We start from the raw sequence: 26290 nt of genomic DNA on the forward strand, positions 1-26290 counted from the left end.
GGCCGTCACGCCTCCGGGCCTGCGCTGTCCAGCGTTGCCGTGGCCAGCAGGCGCAGGCACAGCGCCTCGTAGCTGATGCCCTGGGCGCGTGCCGCCATGGGCACCAGGGAATGGCCGGTCATCCCTGGCGAGGTGTTGATTTCCAGCAGGAACGGCTGGCGGTCGCTGGCGCGGATCATCACGTCGGCCCGCGCCCAGCCCCGGCAGCCCAGGGTGCGGTAGGCTTTTTCCACCATGCGCTGGATGGCTTCTTCCTCCTGCGGCGGCAGGCCGCTGGGGCAGTGGTACTGGGTGGTATCGGTGAAGTATTTGTTCTGGTAGTCGTAATTGCCGTCCGGGGCAACGATGCGGATGACCGGCAGCGCCTGGGCGGCAGCGCCGGTGCCCAGCACCGGGCAGGTGGTTTCATCGCCCGCGATGAACTGTTCGCACAGCACTTCGGGGTCGTAGCGGGCGGCCAGGGCATAGGCCTGGGCGCATTCTTCCAAAGTCGTCACCTTGGTCAGGCCGATGGTCGAGCCTTCGCGGGCCGGCTTGACGATCATCGGACTGCCGATGGCGGCAAAAGCCGCCTCGGTTTCGGCCACGCTGGCCACCATGCGCCAATCGGGGGTGGGCAGGCCTTCAAAGCGCCAGATGCGCTTGGTCATGACCTTGTCCATGCCCATGCTGGAGGCCATCACGCCCGAACCGGTGTACGGAATGCCCAGCAGCTCCAAAGCACCCTGCACCGTGCCGTCTTCGCCATGGCGGCCATGCAGGGCGATGAAGCAGCGCTCGAACCCCTGGGCTTTCAGGGCGCACAAATCTTGCTCCGCCGGGTCGAAAGCATGGGCATCCACCCCTTGCGAGCGCAAGGCCTGCAGCACGCCCTGGCCGGACATCAGGGAGACTTCCCGCTCCGAGGAGCTGCCGCCCATCAACACCGCCACCTTGCCAAAGGCGGTGGTTGCAATTTTTTGATCTTTTTGCGTCATAAGCCAAACCCTATCTGCGCTTCCTGCTTGTTTTCCGAGAGCAGTTGCACCACCTGCGCAGGCACTGCACCCACCGATCCCGCCCCCATGGTGAACACCACGTCGCCCGGGCGGGCATTGTCTACGATGGTGCGGGCCATTTCCCGGATGTCCGGGACAAATACCGGCTCGACCTTGCCCGCCACGCGCAGCCCCCGGGCCAGGGCGCGGCCATCGGCAGCCTGGATGGGTTCTTCCCCGGCGGGGTAGACCTCGGCCAGCAGCACGGCATCGGCCTGGCCCAGCACCTGGACGAAGTCTTCGAAGCAATCGCGGGTGCGGGTATAGCGGTGCGGCTGGAAGGCCAGCACCAGCCGCCGCCCCGGGAAGGCCCCGCGGGCCGCCGCCACCGTGGCCTGCATTTCCACCGGGTGGTGGCCGTAATCGTCGATCACGGTGAAGGTTCCGCCCGGGCAGGGCAAATCGCCGTAGCGTTGAAAGCGCCGCCCCACACCCTTGAAGCTTTCCAGCGCCCGCAGCAGGGCAGCATCGTCGATTTCCAGCTCCATGGCAACGGCGACTGCCGCCAGGGCGTTCAGCACGTTGTGTTCCCCCGGCAAATTCAGGGTGACGTGCAGGGGCGGATAGCTTTTGCCGTTCTGGCGCAGCACGGTGAACATCATCCGGCCACGGTCGGCCTGCACATCGACGGCCCGCACCTGCACGCCTTCGGCCAGCCCGTAGGTCGTGACCGGGCGGGCCAACTGGGGCAGGATGTCCCGGATGGCGGGGCTGTCGGTGCAGACGATGGCCCGGCCATAGAACGGCATCCGGTGCAGAAAATCGAGAAAGGCCTGCTTGAGCCGGCCAAAGTCGTGCCCGTAGGTATCCATGTGGTCGGCGTCGATGTTGGTCACCACGGCCATCACCGGCAGCAGGTTCAGGAAGGAGGCATCGGACTCGTCCGCCTCCACCACGATGTAATCGCCCTGGCCCAGCTTGGCGTTGGCGCCGGCGCTGTTCAGCCGTCCGCCGATGACGAAGGTGGGGTCCAGCCCGGCCTCGGCCAGCACGCTGGCCACCAGGCTGGTGGTGGTGGTTTTGCCGTGCGCCCCGGCGATGGCGATGCCGGTTTTGAAGCGCATCAGCTCGGCCAGCATCAGGGCGCGGGGCACGACGGTGACTTTGCGCTCGCGGGCGGCGACCACTTCGGGGTTGTCGGCATGGACGGCGGTGGACGTGACCAGCACCTGGGCGCCGTCGATGTGTTCGGCAGCGTGGCCGACAAAGGTGCGGATGCCCAGGGCCTGCAGGCGCTGCAAGGTGGCGCTGTCGGCCAGATCGGAGCCGGAGACGGTGTAGCCCAGGTTGTGCAGCACCTCGGCAATGCCGCTCATGCCCGAGCCGCCGATGCCGACGAAATGGATATGTTGAATGGCGTGCTTCATCGGGCCAGTTCCTCACAGGCGGCCAGCACGGCGGCGGTGGCTTCTCGTTTTTCCATCATTTTGGCTTTTTGTGCAGTCTCCACCAACGTGGAGCGCTGCATATTTTGAATCATGTCCGCGAGTTTTTCGGGGGTTAATGCACTTTGTTGCACCAGCCAGCCGCCCCCGGCATCGACCAGGAAGCGGGCATTGGTGGTCTGGTGGTCATCCACCGCATGGGGAAAGGGCACGTACACGGCGGCCGCGCCGACGGCGGCAATCTCGGTGACGGTACTGGCCCCGGCGCGGCAGAGGATGAGGTCGGCCTGCGCATACGCCTGGGCGGTGTCGTCGATGAAGGGGGTGAGTTCGGCCTCCACGCCCGCCGTCGCATAGCTGGCCCGCAAGGCGTCGATCTGCCTGGCCCCGCTTTGGTGCAGCACCTGCGGGCGCTGTTCCGGCGGAATCAGGGCCAGCGCCTGCGGCACGGTGTCGTTGAGCGCCTTGGCCCCCAGGCTGCCGCCGACGACCAGGATTTTCAACGGGCCGCTGCGCCCGGCAAAACGCTCGGCAGGCGGCGCCTGTTCCAGAAACGCCTGGCGCAAGGGGTTGCCCACCCACTGCGCCCCCGGCAAGGCATCGGGGAAAGCGCAGAACACCCGGCTGGCGACGTTGGTCAGCACCTTGTTGGCCATGCCGGGCACCGAATTCTGCTCGTGCAGGATGAGCGGCTTGCCCGCCAGGGTGGCCATCATGCCGCCGGGAAAGCTGATGTAGCCGCCCAGTCCGATGACCACGTCCGGGCGCACGCGCCGCACCACGGCCCAGGCCTGGGCAAAGGCCTTGAGCAGGCGCAGCGGCAGCAGCGCCAGCGTCAGCAGCCCTTTGCCGCGCACGCCGGAAAAGTCGATTTTCTCCAGGGGGAAGCCCTGGGGCGGCACCAGGCGCTCTTCCATGCTGCCGGGCGCCCCCAGCCAATGCACGCGCCAGCCCTGTTCGCGCAGGGCCTGGGCCACGGCCAGACCGGGGAAGATGTGCCCGCCCGTGCCGCCGGCCATGACCAAGGCAGTTTTTTGTGTAGCACTCATCACGCTCTCCTGGGGCTTTGCAATGCTTTGTTCTCGTAATCCACACGCAGGACAACGGCAACAGCTATCAAATTGAATAATATGGCCGATCCGCCAAAGCTCATCAGCGGCAGCGTCAGCCCCTTGGTGGGCAGGGCGCCCAGGTTCACGCCCATGTTGATGAAGGCCTGAAAGCCCATCCAGATGGCGACGCCCTGGGCCACGAGGCCGGAGAAGACGCGGTCGAGGATGATCGCCTCGCGCCCGATCTCGGTCATGCGTCGCATGAGCCAGTAGAAGGCGAAGATCAGCACCATCAGGCCGACGAAGCCGAACTCCTCGCCGATCACCGAGAACAGGAAGTCGGTGTGCGCCTCGGGCAGCCAGTGCAGCTTTTCCACGCTGCGGCCCAGGCCGACGCCGGAAAATTCGCCGCGCCCGATGGCGATCAGCGCGTGCGTGAGCTGGTAGCCCTTGCCCAGAGCATGTTCCATGTCCCAGGGGTTGAGGTAGGCGAAGATGCGCTCGCGCCGCCAGGGCGAAGTGGCGATCATCAGCACGAAGGCTCCCACCACCAGGGCGCCCATGCCGAAGAACATGCGGGCATTGACCCCGCCCAGGAACAGAATCCCCATGGCGATGATGACGATCACCAGGAAGGCGCCCATGTCCGGCTCGGCCAGCAGCAGCACGCCCACCAGCAGCACGGCAAAGGCCATGGGCAGCACGGCGCGGAAAAAGCGTTCCTTCACGTCCATGCGCCGCACCATGTAGTCGGCGGCGTACAGCAGCACGGCGAACTTGGCCAGCTCGGACGGCTGGAAGTTCATCACCCCCAACGACAGCCAGCGCCGCGAGCCATTGACGGAAACGCCGACGTGGGGAATCAGCACGATCACCAGCAAGACCAGCGCCAGCAGGAAGATGCGCGGCGCCATCTTCTCCCAGCGCTCCATCGGAATCTGGAAGGCCAGCAGCGCGGCGACAAAGCCCACGCCCAGGGAGATGGCGTGGCGCATGGCGAAGTGGTAGGGCAGGATTTTGCCGAAGCGCGGGTTGTCGGCCATGGCGATCGAGGCCGAATAGACCATCACCAGCCCCCAGGCCAGCAGGCCGATGACCACCCAGATCAGGCTTTGGTCCAGGCCCAGCACCGTCGGCGGCAGCGCCTTGCTGCGGTACTGGGCATCGCCCACGCGCACGGGCAGCACGTCCACCGGCTTGTCCTGCGGGCCGCGCAGCCAGCCAGCAACCCGCTGGCGCAGCGAACGGGGCCGGCTGGGCGCGGCGGCCTGGGTGGCGGTTTGCCTGGCCATCAGCCGCCCGCTTCCAGCACCTGCCCGGCGTCCTCGGCCAGCGCCTGCACGGCGGCGACGAACACTTCGGCGCGGTGCGCGTAGTCGCGGAACATGTCCAGGCTGGCGCAGGCGGGCGAGAGCAGCACCGCATCGCCGGATTGCGCCTGGGCGCGGGCCAGCTGCACCGCGCCGGGCAGGTCGGCAGCATCGTGTAGCGTCACGCCGCAGTGGGCCAGCGCCTGGCGGATGTGCGGGGCATCGCGCCCGATCAGCACCACGGCCCGCACGTACTGGGCGATGGGGTCGGCCAGCGGGGCGAAGTCCTGCCCCTTGCCGACGCCGCCCAGGATCAGCACGATGCGCTGCTGCGGCCCCAGCCCGTGCAGGGCGGCCACCGTCGCGCCGACGTTGGTGCCCTTGCTGTCGTCGAAATACTCCACGCCCTCGACCACGCCGATGGACTGCACCCGGTGCGGCTCGCCCCGGTATTCGCGCAGGCCATACAGCAGCGGCGCCAGCGGGCAGCCCGCCGCCTGGGCCAGGGCCAGCGCGGCCAGGGCGTTGCAGGCGTTGTGCAGGCCGCGAATGCGCAGGGCATCGGCGGGCAGCAGGCGTTGCAGGTACAGGCTGCCGTCCGGCCCGGCCTCGTCGTGGGCACGCACCAGCCAGCGCATGCCGTTCACTTCTTCCAGGCCGAAGTCGCCCGGCTGCTGCGGCAGGTTGCTGCCGAAGGTGACATGCCAGCGCGGTTGCAGCTTGCCGCCCTTGCCCTTGGCCTTGCCTTTGGCCTGAACGGGGGCGGGCAGCATGTCCATGACGGCGCAGTCCTGGCGATTCAGCACCATGCAGCCCTCGGCACCGAAAATCCGCGCCTTGGCCGCCGCATAGGCCGCCATGCTACCGTGCCAGTCCAGATGGTCTTGCGTGATGTTCAGCACCACGGCGGCGGTGGGGGCGAAGTCCTGCACGCCATCGAGCTGAAAGCTGGACAGCTCCAGCACCCACGCCTGGGGCAAGTCCTGCGCGGCGATGCGCTGGGTGAGGGTGTCGAGCAGGCTGGGGCCAATGTTGCCGGCCACGGCCACCGTGAGGCCCGCATGTTCCAGCAACTGGCCGGTGAGCGCGGTGACGGTGGTCTTGCCGTTGGTGCCGGTAATCGCCAGCACCTTGGGCACATAGCCGTGCTGGCGGGCCAGCGCCGCCAGGGCGCGGGCGAACAAGTCCAGCTCGCCGCCCACCGGCAGGCCGATGGCGCGGGCAGCGTCGAGTACCGGGGCAGTATCGTGCGGGGCCAGGCCGGGGGAACGGTAGACGCTGGTCACGCCCTGCCCGGCAATCAGTTCGGCGGTGAACGGCCCGGCGATGAAGCGGGCCTCGGGCAACTGCGCCTGCAATACCGCCAGTTGCGGCGGTGCGGCGCGGGTATCGGCCACCGTGACCTGCGCCCCGGCGCGGGCGCACCAGCGGGCCATGGCCAGCCCGGACGCGCCCAGGCCCAGCACCAGCACGCGCTGGCCGTGCAGGTGCTGGTCGGCAGCCTGCGGCCACGCGGCAGGCACGGGGGGCAGTTCCGCCGGGGCCAGCGGCAGGTCGGTCTGCGCATCGGCAGCGGGGGCAGCGGCCTGCGCGGCGGCGTCCTCGTCCTGAAAAATCTGGGCGACGAAGGCGGCGGCATCGCTGGCTGCCGTCAGCTTGGTATTTTCAGGAGCTTGTTCCGCTTTCTGTTCAATGGTTTCAGATACTTTCATATCTGAAATCGTTGCTTCATCAGCGCAAGAAGCTATGTTTTCAATATCCTGGGTCATGATCGGTTTACCGCAGCTTGAGGGTGGACAGGCCGATCAGGCACAGCAGCATGGTGATGATCCAGAAGCGCGTGACGACCTGGGTTTCCTTCCAGCCGCTTTTCTCGAAGTGGTGGTGCAGCGGGGCCATCTTGAGCAGCCGCCGCCCTTCGCCGTAGCGCTTCTTGGTGTATTTGAAGTAGGCCACCTGGAACATGACGGACAGCGCCTCCAGCACGAAAATCCCGCCCATGATGGCCAGCACGATCTCCTGGCGCACGATGACGGCAATGGTGCCCAGCGCCCCGCCCAGGGCCAGCGCCCCCACGTCGCCCATGAAGATCTGCGCCGGATGGGCGTTGAACCACAGAAAGGCCAGCCCCGCCCCGGCCATCGCGCCGCAGAACACCAGCAGCTCGCCCGTGCCGGGGATGTGCGGCAGGTGCAGGTACTTGGCATAGGTGCTGCTGCCGGTGACGTAGGCAAAAATACCCAGCGAGGCGGCCACCAGAATCACCGGCATGATGGCCAGACCGTCCAGCCCGTCGGTCAGGTTCACCGCATTGCTGGCGCCGACGATGACCAGATAGGTCAGCACGACAAAGCCCAGCACGCCCAGCGGGTAGCTGACCTGCTTGAAGAAGGGCAGCATCAGCCCGGCCTGCGGCGGCAAGTCCATCGAAAAGCCCGACTGCACCCAGGTGACGAACAGCTCCAGCGCCCGGCCATTGCTGCTTTCGGAAATGCTGAACACCAGCGCCAGCGCGGCCAGCAGGCCGATAATGGATTGCCAGAAATACTTCTCGCGCGAGCGCATCCCCTCGGGGTCTTTATTGACCACCTTGCGCCAGTCGTCCACCCAGCCGATGGCGCCAAAGCCCAGGGTGACGATCAGCGTCGTCCAGACGAAGCGGTTGTCCGGCTCGAACCACAGCAGGGTGGAGACGGCGATCGAAAACAGAATCAGCACCCCGCCCATCGTCGGCGTGCCGCTTTTGACCAGGTGCGTCTGCATGGCGTAGCCGCGAATCGGCTGGCCGACTTTCAGCGCCGTCAGCATCCGGATGGCCTTGGGGCCGATCCACAGGCCGATGAGCAAGGCGGTCATCGCCGCCATCACGGCGCGGAAGGTGATGTACTGCACCACGCGCAAAAACGTCCAGTCCGGCTGCACGCTTTGCAACCACTGGGCCAGCCAAATCAACATACTGCTGCTCCCTGCTCGGTGCTGGCCGCTTGCAGCGCCTGCACCACCTGTTCCATGCGCATACTGCGCGAACCCTTGACCAACACGCTGGCTGCACCGGCCTGCACTGCGGCCTGCACTGCGACCTGCACCGCCGCCATGTCGCTGCCATGCCAGCCTGCGGGGCCGAATGCGGCCACCGCGCCCTGGCTTTGGGGGCCAAGGGCGATCAACTTGTCAATTCCAGCGGCGCGGGCGCTGGCCCCCACCTCGGCGTGGAAGGCCGGACCCTGGTCGCCCACCTCGCCCATATCGCCCAGCACCAGCAGGCGCGGGGCGGGCAGTTCGGCCAGCACAGCAATCGCCGCCTGCACCGAATCGGGGTTGGCGTTGTAAGTGTCGTCCACCAGCGCCACGGTACGCCCCTGCCAGAGCAGGGCCAGCGCCCGGCTGCGGCCCTGTACCGGCACAAAGTCCTGCAAGCCCTGGGCGATGGCCGCCAGCGGCACGCCCGCCGCCAGGGCGCAGGCCGTGGCTGCCAGGGCATTGCGCACGTTGTGCCGCCCGGCAATGTGCAGGCGGGTGGCGAAAGCGCCCGCCGGGGTGGCGATTTCCACCTGCCAGCCGTCGCCCTGCCAGATGGCCGTGGGGACTTGCACATCGGCATCCGTGCCACCAAACGTCAGCACCTTGCGCGGCCCGGCCAGGCTGCGCCACAGCGCCGTGAAGGCATCGTCTGCCGGGAACACGGCCACGCCGTCGGGCGGCAGCAGGCCCAGCACACTGCCGTTTTCCTCGGCCACGGCCTGCACGGTGTGCATGAACTCCTGATGCTCGCGCTGGGCGTTGTTCACCAGCGCCACGGTGGGCCGGGCGATGCGGGCCAGCTCGGCAATCTCGCCGGGGTGGTTCATGCCCAGCTCGACCACGCCCAGGCGGTGCTGGCCGGTCAGGCGCAGCAGGGTCAGGGGCACGCCGATGGCGTTGTTGAAATTGCCGCGCGTGGCAAAGCCGCCCTCCCCCGCTGCGGCGGTCAGGATGCTGGCCAGCATCTGCGTGACGGTGGTCTTGCCGTTGCTGCCGGTGACGGCGATCAGCGGCAGGCTGAACTGGCTACGCCAGCCTGCGGCCAACGCCCCCAGGGCGGCGGTGGTGTCCGCCGCCTCGATGCAGGGCAGGCCGGGCAGGCTGCGGCCCGGCTCCACCACGGCAGCCACCGCGCCGGCTGCCTGGGCCTGGGCGAGAAAATCGTGCGCATCCATGCGTTCGCCGCGCAGAGCGACGAACAAGTCGCCGGGCTGCACGCTGCGGCTGTCGGTATGCACGCGCCGGAGGGCGATGCGGCCCGCATCGGCGTTCTGCAGGGGCCGGGACGGGGCAATCCAGGCCGCTGCCTGGGCCAAAGTCATCATGGCAAGCTACTTTCCTTGACGGGCCTGCACTGCACGGCGGGCCTCTTGCAAATCGGAGAACGGGCGTTTCACGCCCTGGGCGTCCTGGTAATCCTCGTGGCCCTTGCCCGCCAGCAGGATTACGTCGCGGGCATCGGCGGCGGCCACGGCCTGGGCAATGGCGGCGGCGCGGTCGATTTGGCAAGGCGTACCGGGCCGCATCCCGGCCAGCACGTCCTGCACGATGGCCTGCGGGTCTTCCAGGCGCGGGTTGTCGCTGGTCACCAGCACGGCATCGGCGCCCTGCTCGGCCGCAGCACCCATCAGCGGGCGCTTGCGGGCATCGCGGTTGCCACCGCAGCCAAACACGCACCACAGCCGCCCGCCCCGCGCCCGCGCCAGGGGACGCAGGGCTGCCAGGGCCTGCACCAGGGCATCGGGGGTATGGGCATAGTCCACCGCCACCAGGGGCTGGCCTTGTTCCGCAATCTGCTGCATCCGCCCCGGCACGGGCTGCAGGCTGGCACAGGCGGCCACGGCCTGTTCCAGGCTCAGCCCCTGGCCGCGCAAGGTGGCCAGCACGCCCAGCAGGTTGCTGATGTTGTACTGGCCGATCAGCGCCGTCTGCATGGGCAGGCGCTGCGCCCCTTCGACCACCGTGAAGGCCAGTCCCTGACCGGTATGCACGATGTCCGCCGCCATGAGCCGGGCGGGGTGTTGCAAGGCGACCGTCCACACGTCCAAGCCGGGGCGTCCGGCCAGGGTCTGCGCCAGCTCCCGGCCCTGGACATCGTCCACATTCACCACCGCCACGCGCAGGCCGGGCCAGTCGAACAACTGGGCCTTGGCCTGCCAATAGGCCTCCATACTGCCGTGGTAGTCGAGGTGGTCTTGCGTGAAATTGGTGAAAACTACAGTATCGATAGCTGTTCCCGCAAGCCGTTGCTCAACAATACCGATGGAGGATGCCTCAATCGCGCACTGCTCTGCGCCACGCGCTACAAAATCTGCGAATGCCGTTTGCAGAAGCACCGGGTCGGGCGTGGTCATGCCGGTGCTGGCGAAATCCGGGGCCATGCCGACGCCCAGGGTACCGACCATGGCGCAGCGCGGCAGCGCATGGGCCAGCCACCAGGCGGTGCTGGTCTTGCCATTGGTGCCCGTCACGGCCAGCACCCGCAGGCGCTGCGCGGGCTGGCCCAGCCACTGCGCGGCCAGCAGGCCGGTGGCGGCCTTCAAACCAGTGAAGCTGGCGATGCGCCCATCGTCCAAGTCAAAGGCAAACGCCTGCGCCCCGGCCTGTTCCACCAGGCAGGCGGCAGCGCCTTGCTGCAACGCCTGCGCGACAAAGGCCCGGCCATCGACGGCGGCGCCCGGCCAGGCAATGAAAACGTCGCCCGGCTGCACCTGGCGGCTATCGGTGCGCAAGCGCCCGCTGCCGGCACGTTCGCGCAGCCAGGCCAGGGCGGCAGGCAGATCGGATAAATGGTGGAGTGAATGGCTCACAAGGATTCCTCTATGGGGTTGGCAACGATTTGCGGCTGCACGGCCATGTCCGGTGCCACGCCCAGCAGGCGCAGGCTGTGCTGCACCACGGTGCTGAACACCGGCGCGGCCACGGTGCCGCCGTAGAAGGTGCCGTTGCTCGGCTCGTCGACCATCACGGCGACGATGATGCGCGGCTCCTCGATCGGTGCCAGACCGGTGAACCAGGCGCGGTACTTGCCCACGGCGTAGCCCTTGCCGACCTGCTTGCGGGCCGTGCCCGACTTGCCGCCGACCGAATAGCCCTGGGTCTGCGCCCGCTGCCCGGTACCGCCCGGCCCGGTGGCCAGGGCCAGCATCTGGCGCACGGCATTGGCGGTTTTCACCGAAAAGATCGGCACGCCCGCCGGCGGCTGTTCCAGCTTCAGGACCGAGGCGGGAATCACCCGCCCATCGTTGGAAAACACGGTGTACGAACGGGCCATCTGCAACAGGCTGGCCGACAGCCCGTAGCCGTACGACATGGTGGCCTGCTCGATGGGCCGCCAGCTTTTGTACGGACGCAGCCGCCCGCTGGCCGCGCCGGGAAAGGCGATTTGCGGCTTCTGCCCATAGCCGACGGCGGAAAACGTCTCCCACATCTGCTGGGCGGTGAGCTGCTGGGAAATCTTGGTGACGCCGACGTTGCTGGACTTCTGGATGACGCCCTCCACCGTCAGCACCCCGTAGTTGTGCGTGTCGGAGATGGTCGAGCCGGTCACCGTCATGCGTCCCGGCGTGGTGTCGATCAGGGTGCCGGGCTTGTACTTGCCGGACTCCAGGCCCATGGCCACGGTGATCGGCTTGACCGTCGAGCCGGGCTCGAACACATCGGTAATGGCGCGGTTGCGCAACTGCTCGCCGGTCAGCTTCTTGCGGTTGGACGGGTCGAAGCTGGGGTAGTTGGCCAGCGCCAGCAGCTCCCCGGTGTGCGCATCCATGACCACGACCGAGCCGCCCACGGCCTTGTGCGCCATGACCTGTTCCTTGATCTTCTGGTAGGCGAAAAACTGAATCTTGCTGTCGATCGACAACTGGATGTCGCGGCCATCGATGGGCGGGATTTCCTCGCCCACGCCTTCGACCACCCGGCCCAGACGGTCCTTGATGACGCGGCGCGAACCGGCCTGGCCGGCCAGGTCTTTTTCAAAGGCCAGCTCCATGCCCTCCTGGCCCTGGTCTTCCACGTTGGTGAAGCCGACGACGTGGGCCGCCGCCTCGCCCTCGGGGTATTCGCGCTTGTACTCGCGCGTCTGGTGGATGCCTTTGACGCCCAGCGCCTTGATCTGCAGGCCCACGTCCCAATCGAGCTGGCGCTTGAGCCAGACAAAGGACTTGTCCGAATCCAGCCTTTGGCGCAGCTGCGCCAGGGGCATGTCCATCAGCTTGGCCAGTTGCGGCAGCTTGGCGGTAATTTCGCCATCGTCAAGATCGATGTCTTCGGGAATGGCCCAGATGCTGGCCGCCGGCACGCTGGAGGCCAGAATCAGCCCGTTGCGGTCCAGAATGCGCCCGCGGTTGGCCACCAGTTCGATGGTGCGGGCAAAGCGCACTTCGCCCTGGCGCAGGAAAAAATCGTTGCCGATGAGCTGCACATACGCCGCCCGCCCGGCCAGCCCGAGAAAACCGCCGGCCACCAGCATCATCACCAGGCGGCTGCGCCAGAGCTGGGTTTTGTGCGCCAGCAGGGGGCTGGTGCCATAGGTCACGCTGCGCATCAGTGCTCCCCCACCCCCCGGTTGTCGCGCACGTAGGCCGTAATCGCCGGGGTGGCGGCCTGCAACCCCTGCTGCTGGGCCAGGTGTTCGATGCGCCCGGGGGCGGACTGCGCCCGCTGCTCGACCTGCAGCCGCTCGCGCTCCGTCTCCAGCTGGCGGCCCTTGGTGATGGTCTGGTCGAGTTCGGTGAACAGGCGCCGCGATGCGTACTGGGTCTGCACCAGGTACAGAGCACTGACGATCACCGCCAGCAGCAACAGCAGGTTGATGCGCAGCATTCCCGCCCTCTTACGCCACGTCGGTGCGCTGCGCCACGCGCATCACGGCGCTGCGGGCGCGGGGGTTGGCCGCCACTTCGGCTGCGCCGGGCTTGATGCGCTGCACCGCCGTCAACCGCATCGGCTGCGGCGCGGCCAGCGGCATGCGCCGGTCGTAGACCTCTTTGGAATGCTCGGCCATGAATTGCTTGACGATGCGGTCTTCCAGCGAATGAAAGCTGATGACGGCCAGCCGCCCGCCCGGTTGCAGCACCTGCAAACTGGCGGCCAGCGCCTGCTCCAGCTCCTGCAACTCGGCATTGATGAAAATGCGCAGCGCCTGAAAGGTGCGCGTGGCCGGGTTCTGCCCTGCTTCGCGCGTTTTCACCACGCGGGCGACCAGACTGGCCAGTTCCGCCGTGGTCTGCAACGGCCCCTGGGCTTCGCGCTGGGCGACGATGGCCTTGGCAATGGCGAAGGCAAAGCGCTCCTCGCCGTAGTTGCGGATGACGTCGGTGATCTGCTGCACCTCGGCATCCGCCAGCCAGTCGGCCACGCTCATGCCGCGCGTGGTGTCCATGCGCATGTCCAGCGGGCCATCGAAACGGAAGCTGAAGCCGCGCTGCGGCGTATCGATCTGCGGGGAACTGACGCCCAGGTCGAGCAGAATGCCCGCCACGCTGGCCGGCGGCAGCTCGGCCATATGGCAAAAGCCCTCGTGCCGGATGCTGAAACGCTCGTCCTGGATTTGGGCGGCCTCGGCAATGGCCTGCGGGTCTTTGTCGAAGGCGATCAGGCGCCCCTGCGGCCCCAGCTGCGCAAGCAGCAGCCGGGAATGCCCGCCGCGCCCGAAGGTGCCATCGACCCAGGTGCCGACGGGCTGCGGCCCCCTGTCGGCCAGCAAGGCCTGCACCGCTTCATTGCGCAAAACCGTAACGTGTTCAAGCGGTGGAGGATTCAAAACAGCAGCCTTGGTGAGAAAACGACAAACCCTCTGGTACGTGGAAACCAGAGGGTCAGGATTTTAAGCGACGGCTTCGCCCGGAGGCGCCCGCTATGCCTTAGAACACGCTCTTACAAAATGTAGCGTGACAAATCTTCATCTTTGCTCAATTGCTCCAGCCGGGCATCGACGTAGGCCGCGTCGATCACCACGGTCTGGCCCTGGTGCCTGACGGCATCGAAGCTGACCTCGTCGAGCAACCGCTCCATCACCGTCGACAAACGGCGGGCGCCGATGTTTTCCGTGCGCTCGTTCACCGTGAACGCCGTGTGCGCCAGGCGGACGATGCCCTCGGGGGTGAACTCCAGCGTCACGCCCTCGGTGGCCAGCAGAGCCTGGTACTGCTTGACCAGACTGGCGTGGGTCTGCGTCAGGATGGCCTCGAAGTCCTGCACCGACAGGCTGTCCAGCTCCACGCGGATCGGAAAACGCCCCTGCAGCTCGGGAATCAGATCGCTGGGCTTGGACAGGTGAAACGCCCCCGAGGCGATGAACAGGATATGGTCGGTCTTGACCATGCCGTACTTGGTGTTCACCGTGGTGCCCTCGACCAGCGGCAGCAGGTCGCGCTGCACGCCCTGGCGCGAGACTTCGGCGCCGCCGCCTTCCTGGCGCGAAGCCACCTTGTCGATCTCGTCCAGGAAGACGATGCCGTTTTGCTCCAGGTTGTCGATGGCGCGAGCCTTCAGGTCGTCTTCGTTGACCAGCTTGGCCGCTTCCTCGTCGATCAGGTGCTTGAGCGCTTCCTTGATCTTGAGCTTGCGCGTCTTGCGCCGCTCCATGCCCATCTGGTTGAACATGCCGCGCAACTGCTCGGCCATTTCTTCCATGCCCTGCGGCCCCATGATTTCCACCTGCGGGCGGGTGTCGAGCAGGTCGATTTCGATTTCCTTGTCGTCCAGTTGCCCTTCGCGCAGTTTCTTGCGGAATACCTGGCGCGTGGCGTTGTCCGTGGGCGGGGTGTCGTCGTGGGTGCGGGCCGGGGGCAGCAGCACGTCCAGCACGCGCTCCTCGGCGGCATCCTCGGCGCGGATGCGCTGCTTTTTCATCTCGGCTTCGCGGGCCTGCTTGACGGCCACCTCGGCCAGGTCGCGGATGATGGCGTCCACGTCCTTGCCGACATAGCCCACCTCGGTGAACTTGGTGGCCTCGATCTTGATGAAGGGCGCATCGGCCAGCCGCGCCAGGCGGCGGGCAATCTCGGTCTTGCCCACGCCGGTGGGGCCGATCATGAGGATGTTCTTGGGCGTGATCTCGGGGCGCAGGGCCTCGTCGACCTGCTGGCGGCGCCAGCGGTTGCGCAGGGCAATCGCCACGGCACGCTTGGCGCCCTGCTGGCCGACGATGTGGCGGTCGAGTTCACTGACAATTTCCTGGGGGGTCATGGACGACATGGTTTATCCATAAAAATGGCCACTAGTGCTTATACAGAAAGCGCAAGCAGCTCTTATTTTTGAGAATTAGCCTCGACGGGCAGGGTTTCGATGGTGTGGTGCATGTTGGTGTATATGCACAGCTCGCCGGCAATTTCCAGCGATTTCTTCACGATCGCCTCGGCACCCAGGTCGGTATGGTTCAGCAGCGCCTTGGCCGCCGAGTGCGCATACGCGCCGCCCGAACCGATGGCGACGATGCCCTGCTCCGGCTCCAGCACGTCGCCATTGCCGGTGATGATGAGCGAGGCGCTGGCATCGGCCACGGCCAGCATGGCTTCGAGCTTGCGCAGCACGCGGTCGGTGCGCCAGTCCTTGGTCAGCTCGATGGCCGCCCGCATGAGGTGGCCCTGGTGCTTTTCCAGCTTGGCCTCGAAACGCTCGAACAGGGTGAAGGCATCGGCGGTCGCCCCGGCGAAGCCGGCCAGAACCTTGCCGTGGTAGAGCTTGCGTACCTTGCGGGCGCTGCCCTTGACGACGATGTGCCCGAGGGTGACCTGGCCGTCGCCGCCGATGGCGACTTCCAGGCCCTGCGGCGTCTGCCGCCGTACGCTGATGATGGTGGTGCCGTGAAACTGTTCCATAGCTACGGCATGTGGCACCCGGCGGCCCGATTGCAAGGGCCGGCCGAAAAAAATCACACGGACTGGAGCAGCAGCTGGGCGTGTTCCTGCACGCCCAGCACGGTCAGGAATGCGGCCGTGAGCTGGTGCAGGTGGGTAAAGCGCAGCGCCACGCCCTTGGCCTGCATCTGGGCGGCCCAGTTGAGCAGCCCGCCGGCAGCGACAAAATCCAGGCGGATGAGCAGGCTGCAATCGACCTCCAGGGGCTGGCCGGGAACGGCCTTGGCTTCCAGGGCCTGCAGGCAGGCGTCGATCTCGCCGTCCAGCACACCCCACAGCCCCTCGCCCTGCACCGGGACAGCCGCCACCCCGCCGGGCGGCACCGGCGCCTTTTCGGCCAGCGCCAGCGTGTCGTGGACGGTGGTCGGATCGAGTTCACCGTCTTCTTCCACCAGACACTGGTGCCGCGGCGCCTGCCAGGACGGGGGCGAGACTTCGTAGGCGATGCAGTATTCGACTGCCACCTCGTCATACTCCTCCATGCGGTGCAGGAAGCGCAGCACGGCCATGCGCAGCAGCCACCATTCGGGATTGACCTGCGGGTTCTGCGCCACGGTATGCCGGGCCAGCAGTTGCAGCAGCCTCCCGGCATACGACCAGGCATAGTCCCCCGGGGCGTCGGCCCAGCGGTGCAGCAAGGCCGTCAGGGGCGGCAAGGCCGCCTCGTCGATACTGTGCAGGCGCTGCCACGACAGGCACCATGGCGGCGCAGCGCGGCTGACGGTGGCCTGCAGCGCCGCCACGGTGCTGGCCGTCACCCCGGCCGGGCTTTGCCATTGGCTTTTGCGCTCGTCGGCAGGCGCAGCGGCAGCACCCGGCAAGACGCCCCCGAGCAAAGGCGGCAGCCCCAGCTGCCCGGGCAGCGAAGTCCACAACGGTGCCGACTGGCCGAAGTGGGCGGCGTAATCGATGGCCAGGGGCTCGAAGGTTTCCTCATCCCCCGTGGCACGGCACAGATCCAGGGCCGCATGCCATAGCCGGGCGACAGCGGCGGCATCGGCGGCTGGCTGGCCCAATGCCTGCGAGAGCTGCTCCAGCAGCCGTGTGCGGGCGGCCCGGACATCGCCATGAGCAAACAGAATGGCGGGTTCTTCCAGGTCCGGATGGGGCACAAACTCCACGGCGCGACGCTCCTGCACAGGTTCAACGGGGGGAGGAAGACAGGTGTCCGGCACCACTTCCTGCAGCACGGGCAACGCCAGCCCTGCCGGGGGACGCAGACCCTCCTGGTGCAAGTCGGCCGGGCCGGGCGGCGCACCGAGCTTGTCGCCCCACCACTGGCGGGACATTTGCGCCTCGATGACGTCGATCTTGCGCAAGGTCTGGGTGCTTTTGAGGTCGCCCCCCTGCTGGGAGAGCTGGGAGGGCAATTGGCTGGCCACCGGCAGGCAGGTGCCGCCGGGGCCGCTGCCCTGCTGGCGCAGCTGGCGCAATTGGGCAAATTCCTGGTGGCGCACGGCCAGGTTGCGGCGCTTGCGCTCGACCAGCTCACGCAGCTCCTGGCGGCTGTCCGGGGCCAGGCCGCTGTCGCTTAGCGGGACGCCTTCCTTGCCGCGCACGAGGCCGAGGACTTTGGACAGCAACCCCGTGCTTTTGTTCGCTTCGTTGCTCATGACGGGCATCCTAGCCCTTCACGTCCGGCGCGAAAGCTCAATCACCGAACATTTTCTGCTTGAGTTCGCGCCGTTGCTGCGCTTCCAGCGACAAGGTGGCGGTGGGACGGGCCAGCAGGCGCAGCACGCCGATGGGTTCGCCGGTTTCATCGCAGTAGCCGTAGTCGCCGCTGTCGATGCGGGCGATGGACTGGTCGATTTTCTTGAGCAGCTTGCGCTCGCGGTCGCGGGTGCGCAGCTCCAGGGCGTGCTCTTCCTCGATAGTGGCGCGGTCGGCCGGGTCGGGCACCACCACGGTGTCTTCGCGCAGGTTTTCGGCGGTTTCGCCCGCATTGGCGTGCATGTCCTGCTTGAGCTTGACGAGCTTCAGGCGAAAGAACGCCAGCTGGGTGTCGTTCATGTATTCGCTGTCGGGCATGGCCACGATCTCGGCATCGCTGAGTTCCTCAACGGGCTTGCTTTTCCAGTTGTTGGCCAGCTTGGGATCGCGTTTGGTCACCACGGAGGTGATCGCTGCAGTGGTCGTCGTCATAGTGTTCTGAATCGCAACAGTGGCAGCCCAGGGCTGCCGGGGTTGAAGGAAAGCGCAGCAGCATCAGCACTGCTGCGCATCGGGCCCCGCTGACGCTTAGAACGTGTTTACGATCTCGGCGCGAAGGGGTGCGGGAAGCGGATCGGGATGGGCTGCTAGGTGCAAACCGCAGCCATAGGGTGCTATGGCGAGGATTTGCAACGACGCAGAGCGCCCGAAGCCGCGACTGCACACCCGCGCCGAGATCGTAAACACGTTCTTAGGCCCCTGGCGCTATCGGGGCGCGATTGTATCGACCTCCATAACAAGGCTGGCTTTATATCGCACGCCGGCACGCGGGCAAATCTGCCGCCCTTCGGGAAGTCCCTAGGATTGGCGGCGCACCGGGCCGGTTCAGACCAGGCTTTGCTCCAGCCCCTGGCGCAGGATGTCCTGCGGCAGGTCGATGCCGATGAACACCATGCGGCTTTCGCGCACCTCGTCGGCGGCCCACTGCGGCCCCAGATCGCTGCCCATCAGTTGATGCACGCCCTGGAAGATGACCTTGCGGTCGGTGCCCTGCATGTCCAGCACGCCCTTGTAGCGCAGCATGCGCGGGCCATAAATATTCACAATTGCGCCCAGAAAATCCTCCAGCTTGGCCGGGTTGAACGGGCGATTGGCACGGTAGACGAAGCTTTTCACATCGTCGTCGTGGTGATGGTGGTGCGGGTGGTGGCAGTGCGCACCGTGTTCATGGTCATGGTCATGGCCGTGATGGTGGTCATGATCGTGATCGCAGTGGCCGTGGTCGTCGTCCTGCAGGAAGTCGGGATCGACTTCGAGCTTGGCGTTCAGGTTGAAGCCGCGCAGGTCCAGCACCTGCTTCAGGTCGACCTGGCCGAAATGCACGGCCTCGATCGGCGCCCGGGGGTTCATGTGCTTCAAACGATGAATCAGCGCGTCCTGCGCCTCGGCGCTGATGAGGTCGGTCTTGGACAGGAAGATCTGGTCGGCAAACCCGACCTGCCGCCGCGCTTCCTGGCGCTCGTCGAGCTGCTGCTGCGCGTGCTTGGCATCGACCACGGTGAGGATGGAATCGACCAGATAGGTCTCGGCGATTTCGTCGTCCATGAAGAAGGTCTGCACCACAGGGCCGGGGTCGGCCAGGCCGGTGGTTTCGATGACGATACGCTCGAAATCCACCAACCCCTTGCGCCGCTTGGCGGCCAGCAGTTGCAGGGTGTCGCGCAAATCCTCGCGGATGGTGCAGCAGATGCAACCGTTGCTCATCTGCAGGATTTGTTCCTTGGATTCGGTTTTCAGGATGTCGGTGTCGATGTTTTCTTCGCCGAATTCGTTTTCGATGACGGCAATCTTCATGCCGTGGGCCTCGCTCAGGATGCGTTTGAGCAGCGTGGTTTTGCCCGCGCCGAGAAAGCCGGTGAGGATGGTGGTGGGAATCAAAGCCATGGAAAAACACCTTCAAAAAGCAAAACCGCCGTGCCCGATCAGGCACAGCGGAGAAAGCAATAGCTGCTTGCGCTTACATACAAAGGATTTCAGAATGATTTATATCTGAAACCCTTGTATATCAAGCGCAAACAGCTATTTTTAATAAAGCATCAGCCGCGCCAGTAATTGTTTGCCGCAGCCACGGTCTGGAAGTTGGTGGCCACGACCTGCGAGGCCGCCGTCAGCGCGGCGTGGTCGTTGGCATATTCGGGGCGCAGCTTGTGCAGCACCTCGGCGTCGGGCTGGGTGTATTTGACGCCACGGCGGCTCAGGGTGATGGCCAGCTCGAAACCCTCTTGCGGGGTGGCGGTGATCAGGGAAGGCAACCAGGTATCGGCCATGTCAATGCTCCTTGGGTTCGATCGGGGGAGGGGCGCCGCGCTCGTCGGCCGCTTGCCGGGGCCGGTGCGCCCGGGGGTGGGTCTTATCGTACACCTGGGCCAAATGCTGAAAATCCAGACGTGTATAGACCTGCGTGGTGCGGATATTGCTGTGCCCGAGCAGCTCCTGCACCGCCCGCAAATCCCCGCTCGATTGCAGCAGATGGCTGGCAAATGAATGGCGCAGCATGTGCGGATGCACGGGCTGCGCCAGGGCGGCCTGGCTGCTGCGCTGGCGCAGCTGCTGCCACACCTGGGCCGCACTCAGACGCCTGCCGCGCACGCCGACGAACAAGGCCACCTCCGGCCACTGCGCCCCGAACGGCTGCGCACGCAGCGCCAGCCAATGCTGCAGGGCCGCCAGGGCCGGGGGGCCGACGGGCACGCTGCGGCGCTTGTCGCCCTTGCCCAGCACCTGCACCAGCGCTTCCGGGGCATCCACCCAGCCCCGGGCCTGGCCGCTGGCCTGCACGTCCAGGCCCACCAGTTCGCTCACGCGCAGGCCGCTGCTGTAGAGCAGTTCGGTCATGGCCGCATCGCGGGCCTCCTGCCACGGGTCGGCTGGCTGCGCCGGGCGAAATGCCGCCAGCTGCACCGCCGCATCGACGGGCAGCGCCTTGGGCAGGCGCTGGGGCGCCCTGGGCGGGCGCAGCCCCTGCGCCGGATTGGCCGCCACCCGGCCCTGGGCCGCTGCCCAGCGGAAAAACCCCCGCCAGCACGACAGCCACAGTGCCATCGTGGCACTGCTGATGCGCTGGCTGTGCCACTGGGCCACGCTGCTGCGCAGGTGCTGCGGCTGCAAGGCGCACACATCCAGCTGCTGTTGCGCGGCACAGGCCAGCAGGCGCTGCAGCCCGTCGGCGTACAGAGCCACGGTGCGCTCGGCCAGGCGCTTTTCTACCGCCACATGGTGCAGGTAGGCCGGCACCAGGGCGGCATCGGCAGGAACACGGTCAGACGTTGCCACCGCTGCCTACGCGCAGCCGTGCCAGAGCGGCGCTGGCCTGTTCGGCGATGTGCGCGAGAAAGTCGGTGCCCATGGTGGCATCGAAGCGCAGCGGGTCGGGCGAACCCAGCACCAGCAGACCGAAGGCCGGGGTCTGGCTGTCGTTGGGGCCTTCGCGCAGCGTGAGCAGCGCCAGGGATTGCACTTCGTCGGGATTGGGCAGCCAGGTGGTCGGCTCGAACCCCAGGTTGGGGCCGCAGAACGGCATGGTCAGCGACGAGGCGAAGGCCTTGGCGTCGTCGCTCACCCCCAGGGTGAAGGGCAGGCCCATGAACGGCCCGGCGACCTGCCACACGCGCATGGCGACCTGGGGCACGTCGAACTCTTTTTGCAGGCCTTCGCTGATGACGTGGGGCAGCGCCCGCGCATCGGGCACGCCCGCCAGGGTACAGCTCCAGCGGTGAATCTTGTGGGCGATGCTGGTGTTCTCGCTGCTGTGGCGCACCACCTCGGCCAGCCGTCCTTCCAGGGCGCGGATTTTCTCGCGCAGCAACTCGGCCTGGCGCTCCTGCAAGCTCACGGCCTGCGGGCCATGGCTGCTGCGCAGCTGCACGCGGGTCAGCAACTCGGCATGGTGTTCAAAGAAAGCGGGGGTGCGCAGCAGATAGTCGGCAACCTGCTGATCGTCAAAAACGGGGGAGTCGTTGGTGTGCATGGGCAAGCCTGTGCAAGAGAAAGACAAACGAAATGCGGGGATTATGACCAAGCCGCCCACCGGGCGCCGCTCAAAACCGCTCCCAGGGCTGCAAATAGCGCCAATGCCCTTCGGCCAGCCCGGCCAGGGCAATGCGTCCCACGCGCAGGCGCTTGAGCCCGACCAGTTGCAGGCCGACGCCGGCGCACATGGCCTCGATCTCGTGCGGGAAGATGCCTTGCAGGGCAAAGCGCAGGTGCTGCTCGTTCTGCCAGCTCACCTTGATGCGCGGCAGGCGTTTGCCGGGGATGGCGCTGCCGTCGCACAGGCGCTGCAACCCGTCCGGGGCGATCTTGCCGCGCACCTGGGCGATACATTCCTGCTCGACGAACAGGGCATCCTGCGTCAACTTGCGCAGAATGCGTTCGTCCTGGGACAACACCGTCAGCCCGCTGGCCGGTATGGGAAGGGTCAGCAGCGGGGTCTGATGCTGAAAATGTTTTTTCAGCACCTTGATCGGCGCGGGCATCGGGCCTTGCTGCCAGCGTTCGGGCGTGAGCAGGCTCCAGGCGCTGGGCTGGCCCTCGCCCACCGTGAAGCCTGCGGGCTTGTGCAGCAGCAGGGTGGCCGGCGGCACCGGCAGGGCGCGGGCGCCCGGGGCGACGCTGACCTGCTGCCCGGGCAGCACACGGGTACTCAGGGCTTCGACGATCTGGCCATCGACCAGCACGGCGCCGTTTTCGACATACAGCTCGGCCTCGCGGCGCGAGCAGGCCAGTTGGCGGGCCAGCCGCTTGGCCAGGCGCTCGCCCACTTCGGGGGCGGTGTTTTCAGGAGGGTGGTTTTCCGACATCCGCCAAGCTTAAGGCGATTTTTACGCGGCCAGCAGCCCCAGCGCCCGAATCCGCTCGACATGCGCCAGCAGGCTTCTTTGCGCCAGCGGCCACAGCGCCTGCGGCGTATCGGCATACGCCAGCGCCACCCAATCCTCTGCGCCGCCCTGCGGGGCCTGGCGCATGGCGGCCAGCACCTTGGCCTCTCGTGCCAGGCGGTGGGCGGTCAGCCGGGCAATCACCTGGCGGGCCTGGCCCAGCACGTAGCCGTGCGCGGGCAGCAGGAACTGCACCGCATGTTCGGCGCATACGGCATCCAGGCGCTGCAGGCTGTCCAGGTAGTCGGCCATATTGCCGTCGGGGGGATTGATGATGGTGGTGCTGCCGCTCAGGATGTGATCGCCGGTCAGCAGCAGGCCGTCTTCCACCAGCAGCAGGCACAAGTGGTTCTGGGTGTGGCCCGGGGTGTGCAGCGCTTGCAGGGTATGGGTAATTTTGCCGTTTTCCCCTTTTCCAGTCAGCGCAACAAGCTCCTGATCTTGCAGCAGTTCGTCCGGCTGGAACTGGCTGTGCGCCGGGGCACCCGGGCCGCTGGGCAGGCCCAGCACCGGGGGCTTCACGCCGGCGGCCTTGGCGCACAGCGCCTGCAGCAGCCAGGCGCCGGGAGCGTGGTCCGGGTGGGAATGGGTGCAGACAATCCAGCGGATATCCCCGCCCGCCGCATCCCAGAGCCGCTGGGCGTGGGCCGCATCATCCGGCCCCGGGTCGATGGCGATAAAGCCCGTGGCGGCTTCACCGATCAGATAGCTGTTGGTGCCGGGGCCGGTCATCACGCCCGGGTTCGGTGCGGTCAGGCGCAGCACGTTTTTGCGCAGTGCCACCGCCTGCGCCGATTGCCAGTCCAGTGCATGCCGTCCCTGCCCGTCGGGGCAAAGCAGGGCCAGTTCGCCGTATGCGAGGTCGTCTTCCATGCAGCGGTATTCCTTGCCGCCCAAGCGGCCCGAGCGCGGCATGCTGCGCCACAAAGGGCCGCCCTGCACCGCCGCCAGCAGCGCCTCTGCATCGGGGTAGGTCACCAGGCGCTCCAGCGTGCGCACGGTGGGGTAAATCATCGGCATCTGCCCCTCGGCGTGCTGCTGCAGGGCTTGCCGGGGCGCGACCCAGACCGGTTCGAACTGTTCGCTTTCATCGGCCACCGGAATTTGCCCCTGCGGGGCCAGGGCGACGAAAAACGGCACGGCAAAGCGTTTGGGCACGCACGGGTCTGCCGTCCAGTGCGCCAGCAGCCACACCCCACGCAAGTCCAGCTGCAGGCCCCGCGCCAGCAGCTGGGGCCACAGCGAGGTGCTGCGGTCGAGGGCCTCCACATCGGCCTGGGTGGCCGGGCGGCCATCGGCATGCACGGCCAGCAGCAGCCCCATCTCCTCGAAAGTTTCGCGCACGGCAGCAATGGCAGCCTGGCGCTCGGCAGCGGGCATGGCCGGGCGGGCCAGCACGGGCAGATCGTCGTGCCCATCCTGTGCTTCCAGCCCGCCGCCGGGGAACACATAGCCGCCGGGCACAAAACTGGCCTGGGCAGAGCGGCGCGTCATCAGCACGTCCCAGCCATCGGCGGGGTTGCTGCGCACCAGAAGCAAGGTGGCCGCATCACGCAAAGGCACAGGCGGGCAGGCAGGGTAAACGTCGTATTCGGGTCGCATGGGAAGATTATTTGGCCAACACGGGTACAAAAGCTGCCTGTGCAGTCACCTTCGCTTCAATAGGTACAGATCCCTGATTTCACCCGACACAGATGTCGCCACTGCACTGCCAGCGCTCACCCCGGCCCCCCGCAGACGAAAAAAAGGCGCTTGAAAACAAGCGCCTGAATATAAAAAAACGAAAGTGTGAAGCCCACCGATAAGCCGGATTCTGTGCGTCTGGTCGCCCAAACGTGACCGCCATTACTCTTGGCCGGGGGTCGCCCCACCGGCTCGATGCCACCTACCCGCACACTCCGGGGGCCCCGTCAACGTGTGCCTACTTGGTGTTGCTGCGCGTAGAGATTGCCCGTTTCACCTCGTGCGCTTCGCGCCCGAGGTGGCTGCGCCGCGCCGACTTGCGTCGGCGAACCGCAGAACACCCCGTGACGGACGCTGCTGCGCTCGAACTCGTCTCTGTTGCTCTGATCCTCACCTCGCGGTGGACAGCCGTTAGCTGCTACGCTGCCCTGTGCAGTCCGGACGTTCCTCCAGTGCGGCTTTTCAGCACTTGCACCGGCGGCGGTCTGGTGGGCTTCACGGGCGCAATTATGCGGGCAAACCCTGGGCAGCTTATCTGTGCCAGTCATATTCATATGGTTGCTTATAGGAATGGCTGCGCCACAATGCTTCCCATCGTTCTACCGCCCCCTGATTGGAGCCCCCATGAAAGCTGACAACATTCTGCAAACCATTGGCAACACCCCGGCCATCCGCATGAACCGCATCCTGGGCCCCAACGCCCAGGTCTGGATCAAGTCCGAGCGCAGCAACCCCGGCGGTTCGATCAAGGACCGCATTGCCCTGGCCATGGTCGAAGCGGCAGAAAAGTCCGGTGCCTTGAAGTCCGGTGGCACCATCATCGAGCCGACCAGCGGCAACACCGGCGTGGGCCTGGCCCTGGTGGCTGCCGTCAAGGGCTACAAGCTGATTCTGGTGATGCCCGAGAGCATGAGCATCGAACGCCGCCGCCTGATGCTGGCCTACGGCGCCAAATTCGACCTGACCCCCAAGGAAAAGGGCATGAAAGGCGCCATCGCCCGCGCCGAGGAGCTGGCCGCGCAGATTGCCGACTCCTGGATTCCCCAGCAGTTCGACAACCCGGCCAACGCCGACATCCACGCCAGCACCACCGCACAGGAAGTGCTGGCCGACTTCCCCGAGGGGCTGGACGTATTGATCACCGGCGTGGGCACCGGCGGGCACCTGTCGGGTGTGGCCCGCGTACTCAAGGCCAAGTACCCCGATCTGAAAGTCTTTGCCGTGGAGCCGAAAGAATCGCCCGTGATCTCCGGCGGCGCCCCCGGCCCGCACGCCATCCAGGGCCTGGGCGCCGGTTTCATCCCCAAGAACCTGGACACCAGCCTGCTGGACGGCACCATCCTGGTCGATGCCGAAGCCGCCCGCGAATACGCCCGCCGCGCCGCCGCGCAAGAGGGGCTGCTGGTGGGCATCTCCTCCGGCGCCACCCTGGCCGCCATCGCGCAAAAACTGCCCGAACTGCCTCCCGGCAGCCGCATCCTGGGCTTTGCCTACGACACGGGCGAGCGCTATCTGTCCGTCGAAGGCTTCCTGCCCACCGCCTGACCCGATTCTTCCGACTCCCTCCCTTGACCGCCTTCGTGGCGGTTTTTTTATGGCGGCTTCTTGTCTGTCACCGGCTGCACGGCTTGCCTATACTTTTCCCTCCCCGGTTCATCCGCCGCTCAACGCGGCCATTCAGAAAAGGAAAAATCCATGCCCCAGAAAATCGCCATCGTCATCCACGCCGCGCCCTATGGCAGCGAACGCTGCCTGTCGGCCCTGCGCGTCGCCAACATGCTGGCCGCACACGACGAACAGCCCGAAGTCACCGTATTCCTGATGTCCGACGCTGTCGTCCTGGCCCTGCCCGGTCAAAACGACGGCCAGGGTGGCAAGGGCCTGCAAAACCACCTGGAAATGCTGATCGACGCCGGTGCCACCGTGCGCGTGTGCCGTACCTGCGCCCAGAACCGGGGCCTGATCGACCTGCCGCTGCTGCCCGGCACTGCCATCGGCAACCTCACCGAACTGACCGACTGGATCATGGCGGCGGACAAGGTGCTGACGTTTTAAAAGCGTGGGGGCCAGGTATTGCCGGGTGACTTGCTCCTGGCCGGGGGTGCCCTCTGGGGGCGCTCCTTGGGTGCTGAGGATGGCCCGGCCCCGTTCGTCGTAGCGGTAGGTGGACAGGCGTTCTTTGGTGCGCTGGCCGCTGCTGTCTGCGCTTTCCATGCTGATGCCGCTTAGATGTTTGATCCCAGGTTTTAATGGTGCAATCTTTTCCCTTGAATGGAAGGAAGCGCTATGGGCCAGGTTCTGCACGGGAGCGCCAGGACGACGGAGGCAATCCGTCGAACAATACAAAATA

The 26290-nt window shown here is 66.5% G+C and carries 23 protein-coding genes and 1 other RNA gene; 2 read left to right on the forward strand and 22 right to left on the reverse strand.

Annotation, left to right across the window (positions count from 1 at the left end):
* Positions 1-5 precede the first annotated feature (5 nt).
* The 22 genes from ACFO3A_RS11520 to rnpB all read right to left on the reverse strand — a co-directional run bounded on the left by ACFO3A_RS11520 (position 6) and on the right by rnpB (position 24437).
* Complete coding sequence (locus ACFO3A_RS11520) at positions 6-977, reverse strand: D-alanine--D-alanine ligase (RefSeq protein ID WP_377726460.1); 972 nt, start codon at positions 975-977, stop codon at positions 6-8.
* Positions 974-2404, reverse strand: a complete 1431-nt coding sequence (gene murC, locus ACFO3A_RS11525) for a UDP-N-acetylmuramate--L-alanine ligase (RefSeq protein WP_377726461.1) — start codon at positions 2402-2404, stop codon at positions 974-976. Before murC ends, ACFO3A_RS11520 begins: the two co-directional genes overlap by 4 nt.
* Complete coding sequence (murG, locus tag ACFO3A_RS11530; protein WP_377726462.1) at positions 2401-3471, reverse strand: undecaprenyldiphospho-muramoylpentapeptide beta-N-acetylglucosaminyltransferase; 1071 nt, start codon at positions 3469-3471, stop codon at positions 2401-2403. The genes murC and murG overlap by 4 nt, the downstream gene beginning before the upstream one ends.
* Complete coding sequence (gene ftsW / locus ACFO3A_RS11535; RefSeq protein ID WP_377726464.1) at positions 3471-4766, reverse strand: putative lipid II flippase FtsW; 1296 nt, start codon at positions 4764-4766, stop codon at positions 3471-3473. Before ftsW ends, murG begins: the two co-directional genes overlap by 1 nt.
* The gene (gene murD / locus ACFO3A_RS11540) at positions 4766-6496 is read right to left on the reverse strand and encodes a UDP-N-acetylmuramoyl-L-alanine--D-glutamate ligase (protein WP_377726466.1); all 1731 of its coding nucleotides are present in this window, start codon (positions 6494-6496) and stop codon (positions 4766-4768) included. Before murD ends, ftsW begins: the two co-directional genes overlap by 1 nt.
* A 64-nt stretch (positions 6497-6560) precedes the next feature.
* The gene (gene mraY / locus ACFO3A_RS11545) at positions 6561-7739 is read right to left on the reverse strand and encodes a phospho-N-acetylmuramoyl-pentapeptide-transferase (RefSeq protein WP_377726468.1); all 1179 of its coding nucleotides are present in this window, start codon (positions 7737-7739) and stop codon (positions 6561-6563) included.
* Positions 7733-9130, reverse strand: a complete 1398-nt coding sequence (locus tag ACFO3A_RS11550) for a UDP-N-acetylmuramoyl-tripeptide--D-alanyl-D-alanine ligase (RefSeq protein ID WP_377726471.1) — start codon at positions 9128-9130, stop codon at positions 7733-7735. The genes mraY and ACFO3A_RS11550 overlap by 7 nt, the downstream gene beginning before the upstream one ends.
* Positions 9131-9136: 6 nt before the next feature.
* Positions 9137-10615: a UDP-N-acetylmuramoyl-L-alanyl-D-glutamate--2,6-diaminopimelate ligase gene (locus tag ACFO3A_RS11555; protein WP_377726472.1), complete on the reverse strand. Its 1479-nt coding sequence runs from the start codon at positions 10613-10615 to the stop codon at positions 9137-9139.
* Complete coding sequence (locus tag ACFO3A_RS11560) at positions 10612-12354, reverse strand: peptidoglycan D,D-transpeptidase FtsI family protein (RefSeq protein ID WP_377726507.1); 1743 nt, start codon at positions 12352-12354, stop codon at positions 10612-10614. The genes ACFO3A_RS11555 and ACFO3A_RS11560 overlap by 4 nt, the downstream gene beginning before the upstream one ends.
* Positions 12351-12629 carry a cell division protein FtsL gene (ftsL, locus tag ACFO3A_RS11565; protein WP_377726473.1) on the reverse strand — a complete coding sequence of 93 codons (279 nt, stop codon included), beginning with the start codon at positions 12627-12629 and terminating at the stop codon, positions 12351-12353. Before ftsL ends, ACFO3A_RS11560 begins: the two co-directional genes overlap by 4 nt.
* Positions 12630-12639: 10 nt before the next feature.
* Positions 12640-13569 (reverse strand): 16S rRNA (cytosine(1402)-N(4))-methyltransferase RsmH, encoded by a 930-nt coding sequence (gene rsmH, locus ACFO3A_RS11570; RefSeq protein WP_377726474.1) that lies wholly within the window; start codon positions 13567-13569, stop codon positions 12640-12642.
* 113 nt (positions 13570-13682) lie between these two features.
* A complete protein-coding gene (hslU, locus tag ACFO3A_RS11575; protein ID WP_377726476.1) occupies positions 13683-15005 on the reverse strand; it encodes an ATP-dependent protease ATPase subunit HslU in 1323 nt (440 codons plus the stop codon).
* A gap of 53 nt (positions 15006-15058) precedes the next feature.
* Complete coding sequence (gene hslV, locus ACFO3A_RS11580; protein ID WP_377726477.1) at positions 15059-15628, reverse strand: ATP-dependent protease subunit HslV; 570 nt, start codon at positions 15626-15628, stop codon at positions 15059-15061.
* A gap of 53 nt (positions 15629-15681) precedes the next feature.
* Complete coding sequence (locus ACFO3A_RS11585; protein WP_377726479.1) at positions 15682-17280, reverse strand: STAS domain-containing protein; 1599 nt, start codon at positions 17278-17280, stop codon at positions 15682-15684.
* A 37-nt stretch (positions 17281-17317) separates the two neighbouring features.
* Complete coding sequence (dksA, locus tag ACFO3A_RS11590; RefSeq protein ID WP_377726481.1) at positions 17318-17812, reverse strand: RNA polymerase-binding protein DksA; 495 nt, start codon at positions 17810-17812, stop codon at positions 17318-17320.
* A 393-nt stretch (positions 17813-18205) separates the two neighbouring features.
* The gene (locus tag ACFO3A_RS11595; protein ID WP_377726483.1) at positions 18206-19264 is read right to left on the reverse strand and encodes a CobW family GTP-binding protein; all 1059 of its coding nucleotides are present in this window, start codon (positions 19262-19264) and stop codon (positions 18206-18208) included.
* A gap of 152 nt (positions 19265-19416) precedes the next feature.
* A complete protein-coding gene (locus ACFO3A_RS11600; protein ID WP_377726485.1) occupies positions 19417-19647 on the reverse strand; it encodes a hexameric tyrosine-coordinated heme protein in 231 nt (76 codons plus the stop codon).
* Position 19648: 1 nt separating this feature from the next.
* Positions 19649-20653, reverse strand: coding sequence for a tyrosine recombinase XerC (locus ACFO3A_RS11605; protein ID WP_377726486.1), 1005 nt, complete (start codon positions 20651-20653; stop codon positions 19649-19651).
* A complete protein-coding gene (locus tag ACFO3A_RS11610; protein ID WP_377726488.1) occupies positions 20640-21347 on the reverse strand; it encodes a DUF484 family protein in 708 nt (235 codons plus the stop codon). Before ACFO3A_RS11610 ends, ACFO3A_RS11605 begins: the two co-directional genes overlap by 14 nt.
* 70 nt (positions 21348-21417) lie before the next feature.
* Positions 21418-22179: an RNA pseudouridine synthase gene (locus ACFO3A_RS11615; protein ID WP_377726490.1), complete on the reverse strand. Its 762-nt coding sequence runs from the start codon at positions 22177-22179 to the stop codon at positions 21418-21420.
* 21 nt (positions 22180-22200) lie between these two features.
* A complete protein-coding gene (locus ACFO3A_RS11620) occupies positions 22201-23859 on the reverse strand; it encodes an MBL fold metallo-hydrolase (protein ID WP_377726492.1) in 1659 nt (552 codons plus the stop codon).
* A 184-nt stretch (positions 23860-24043) separates the two neighbouring features.
* An RNA gene (rnpB, locus tag ACFO3A_RS11625) (RNase P RNA component class A) lies at positions 24044-24437 on the reverse strand.
* Positions 24438-24564: 127 nt separating this feature from the next.
* Here rnpB and cysK point away from each other — a divergent pair.
* Positions 24565-25485, forward strand: coding sequence for a cysteine synthase A (gene cysK / locus ACFO3A_RS11630; protein ID WP_377726493.1), 921 nt, complete (start codon positions 24565-24567; stop codon positions 25483-25485).
* Between the two features lie 150 nt (positions 25486-25635).
* Positions 25636-25995 (forward strand): DsrE/DsrF/TusD sulfur relay family protein, encoded by a 360-nt coding sequence (locus ACFO3A_RS11635; RefSeq protein ID WP_377726494.1) that lies wholly within the window; start codon positions 25636-25638, stop codon positions 25993-25995.
* Positions 25996-26290: the final 295 nt, after the last annotated feature.

It is taken from the genome of Comamonas nitrativorans (genome assembly GCF_042654765.1).
GTDB classification, from domain to species: Bacteria; Pseudomonadota; Gammaproteobacteria; order Burkholderiales; family Burkholderiaceae_C; genus Comamonas; species Comamonas nitrativorans.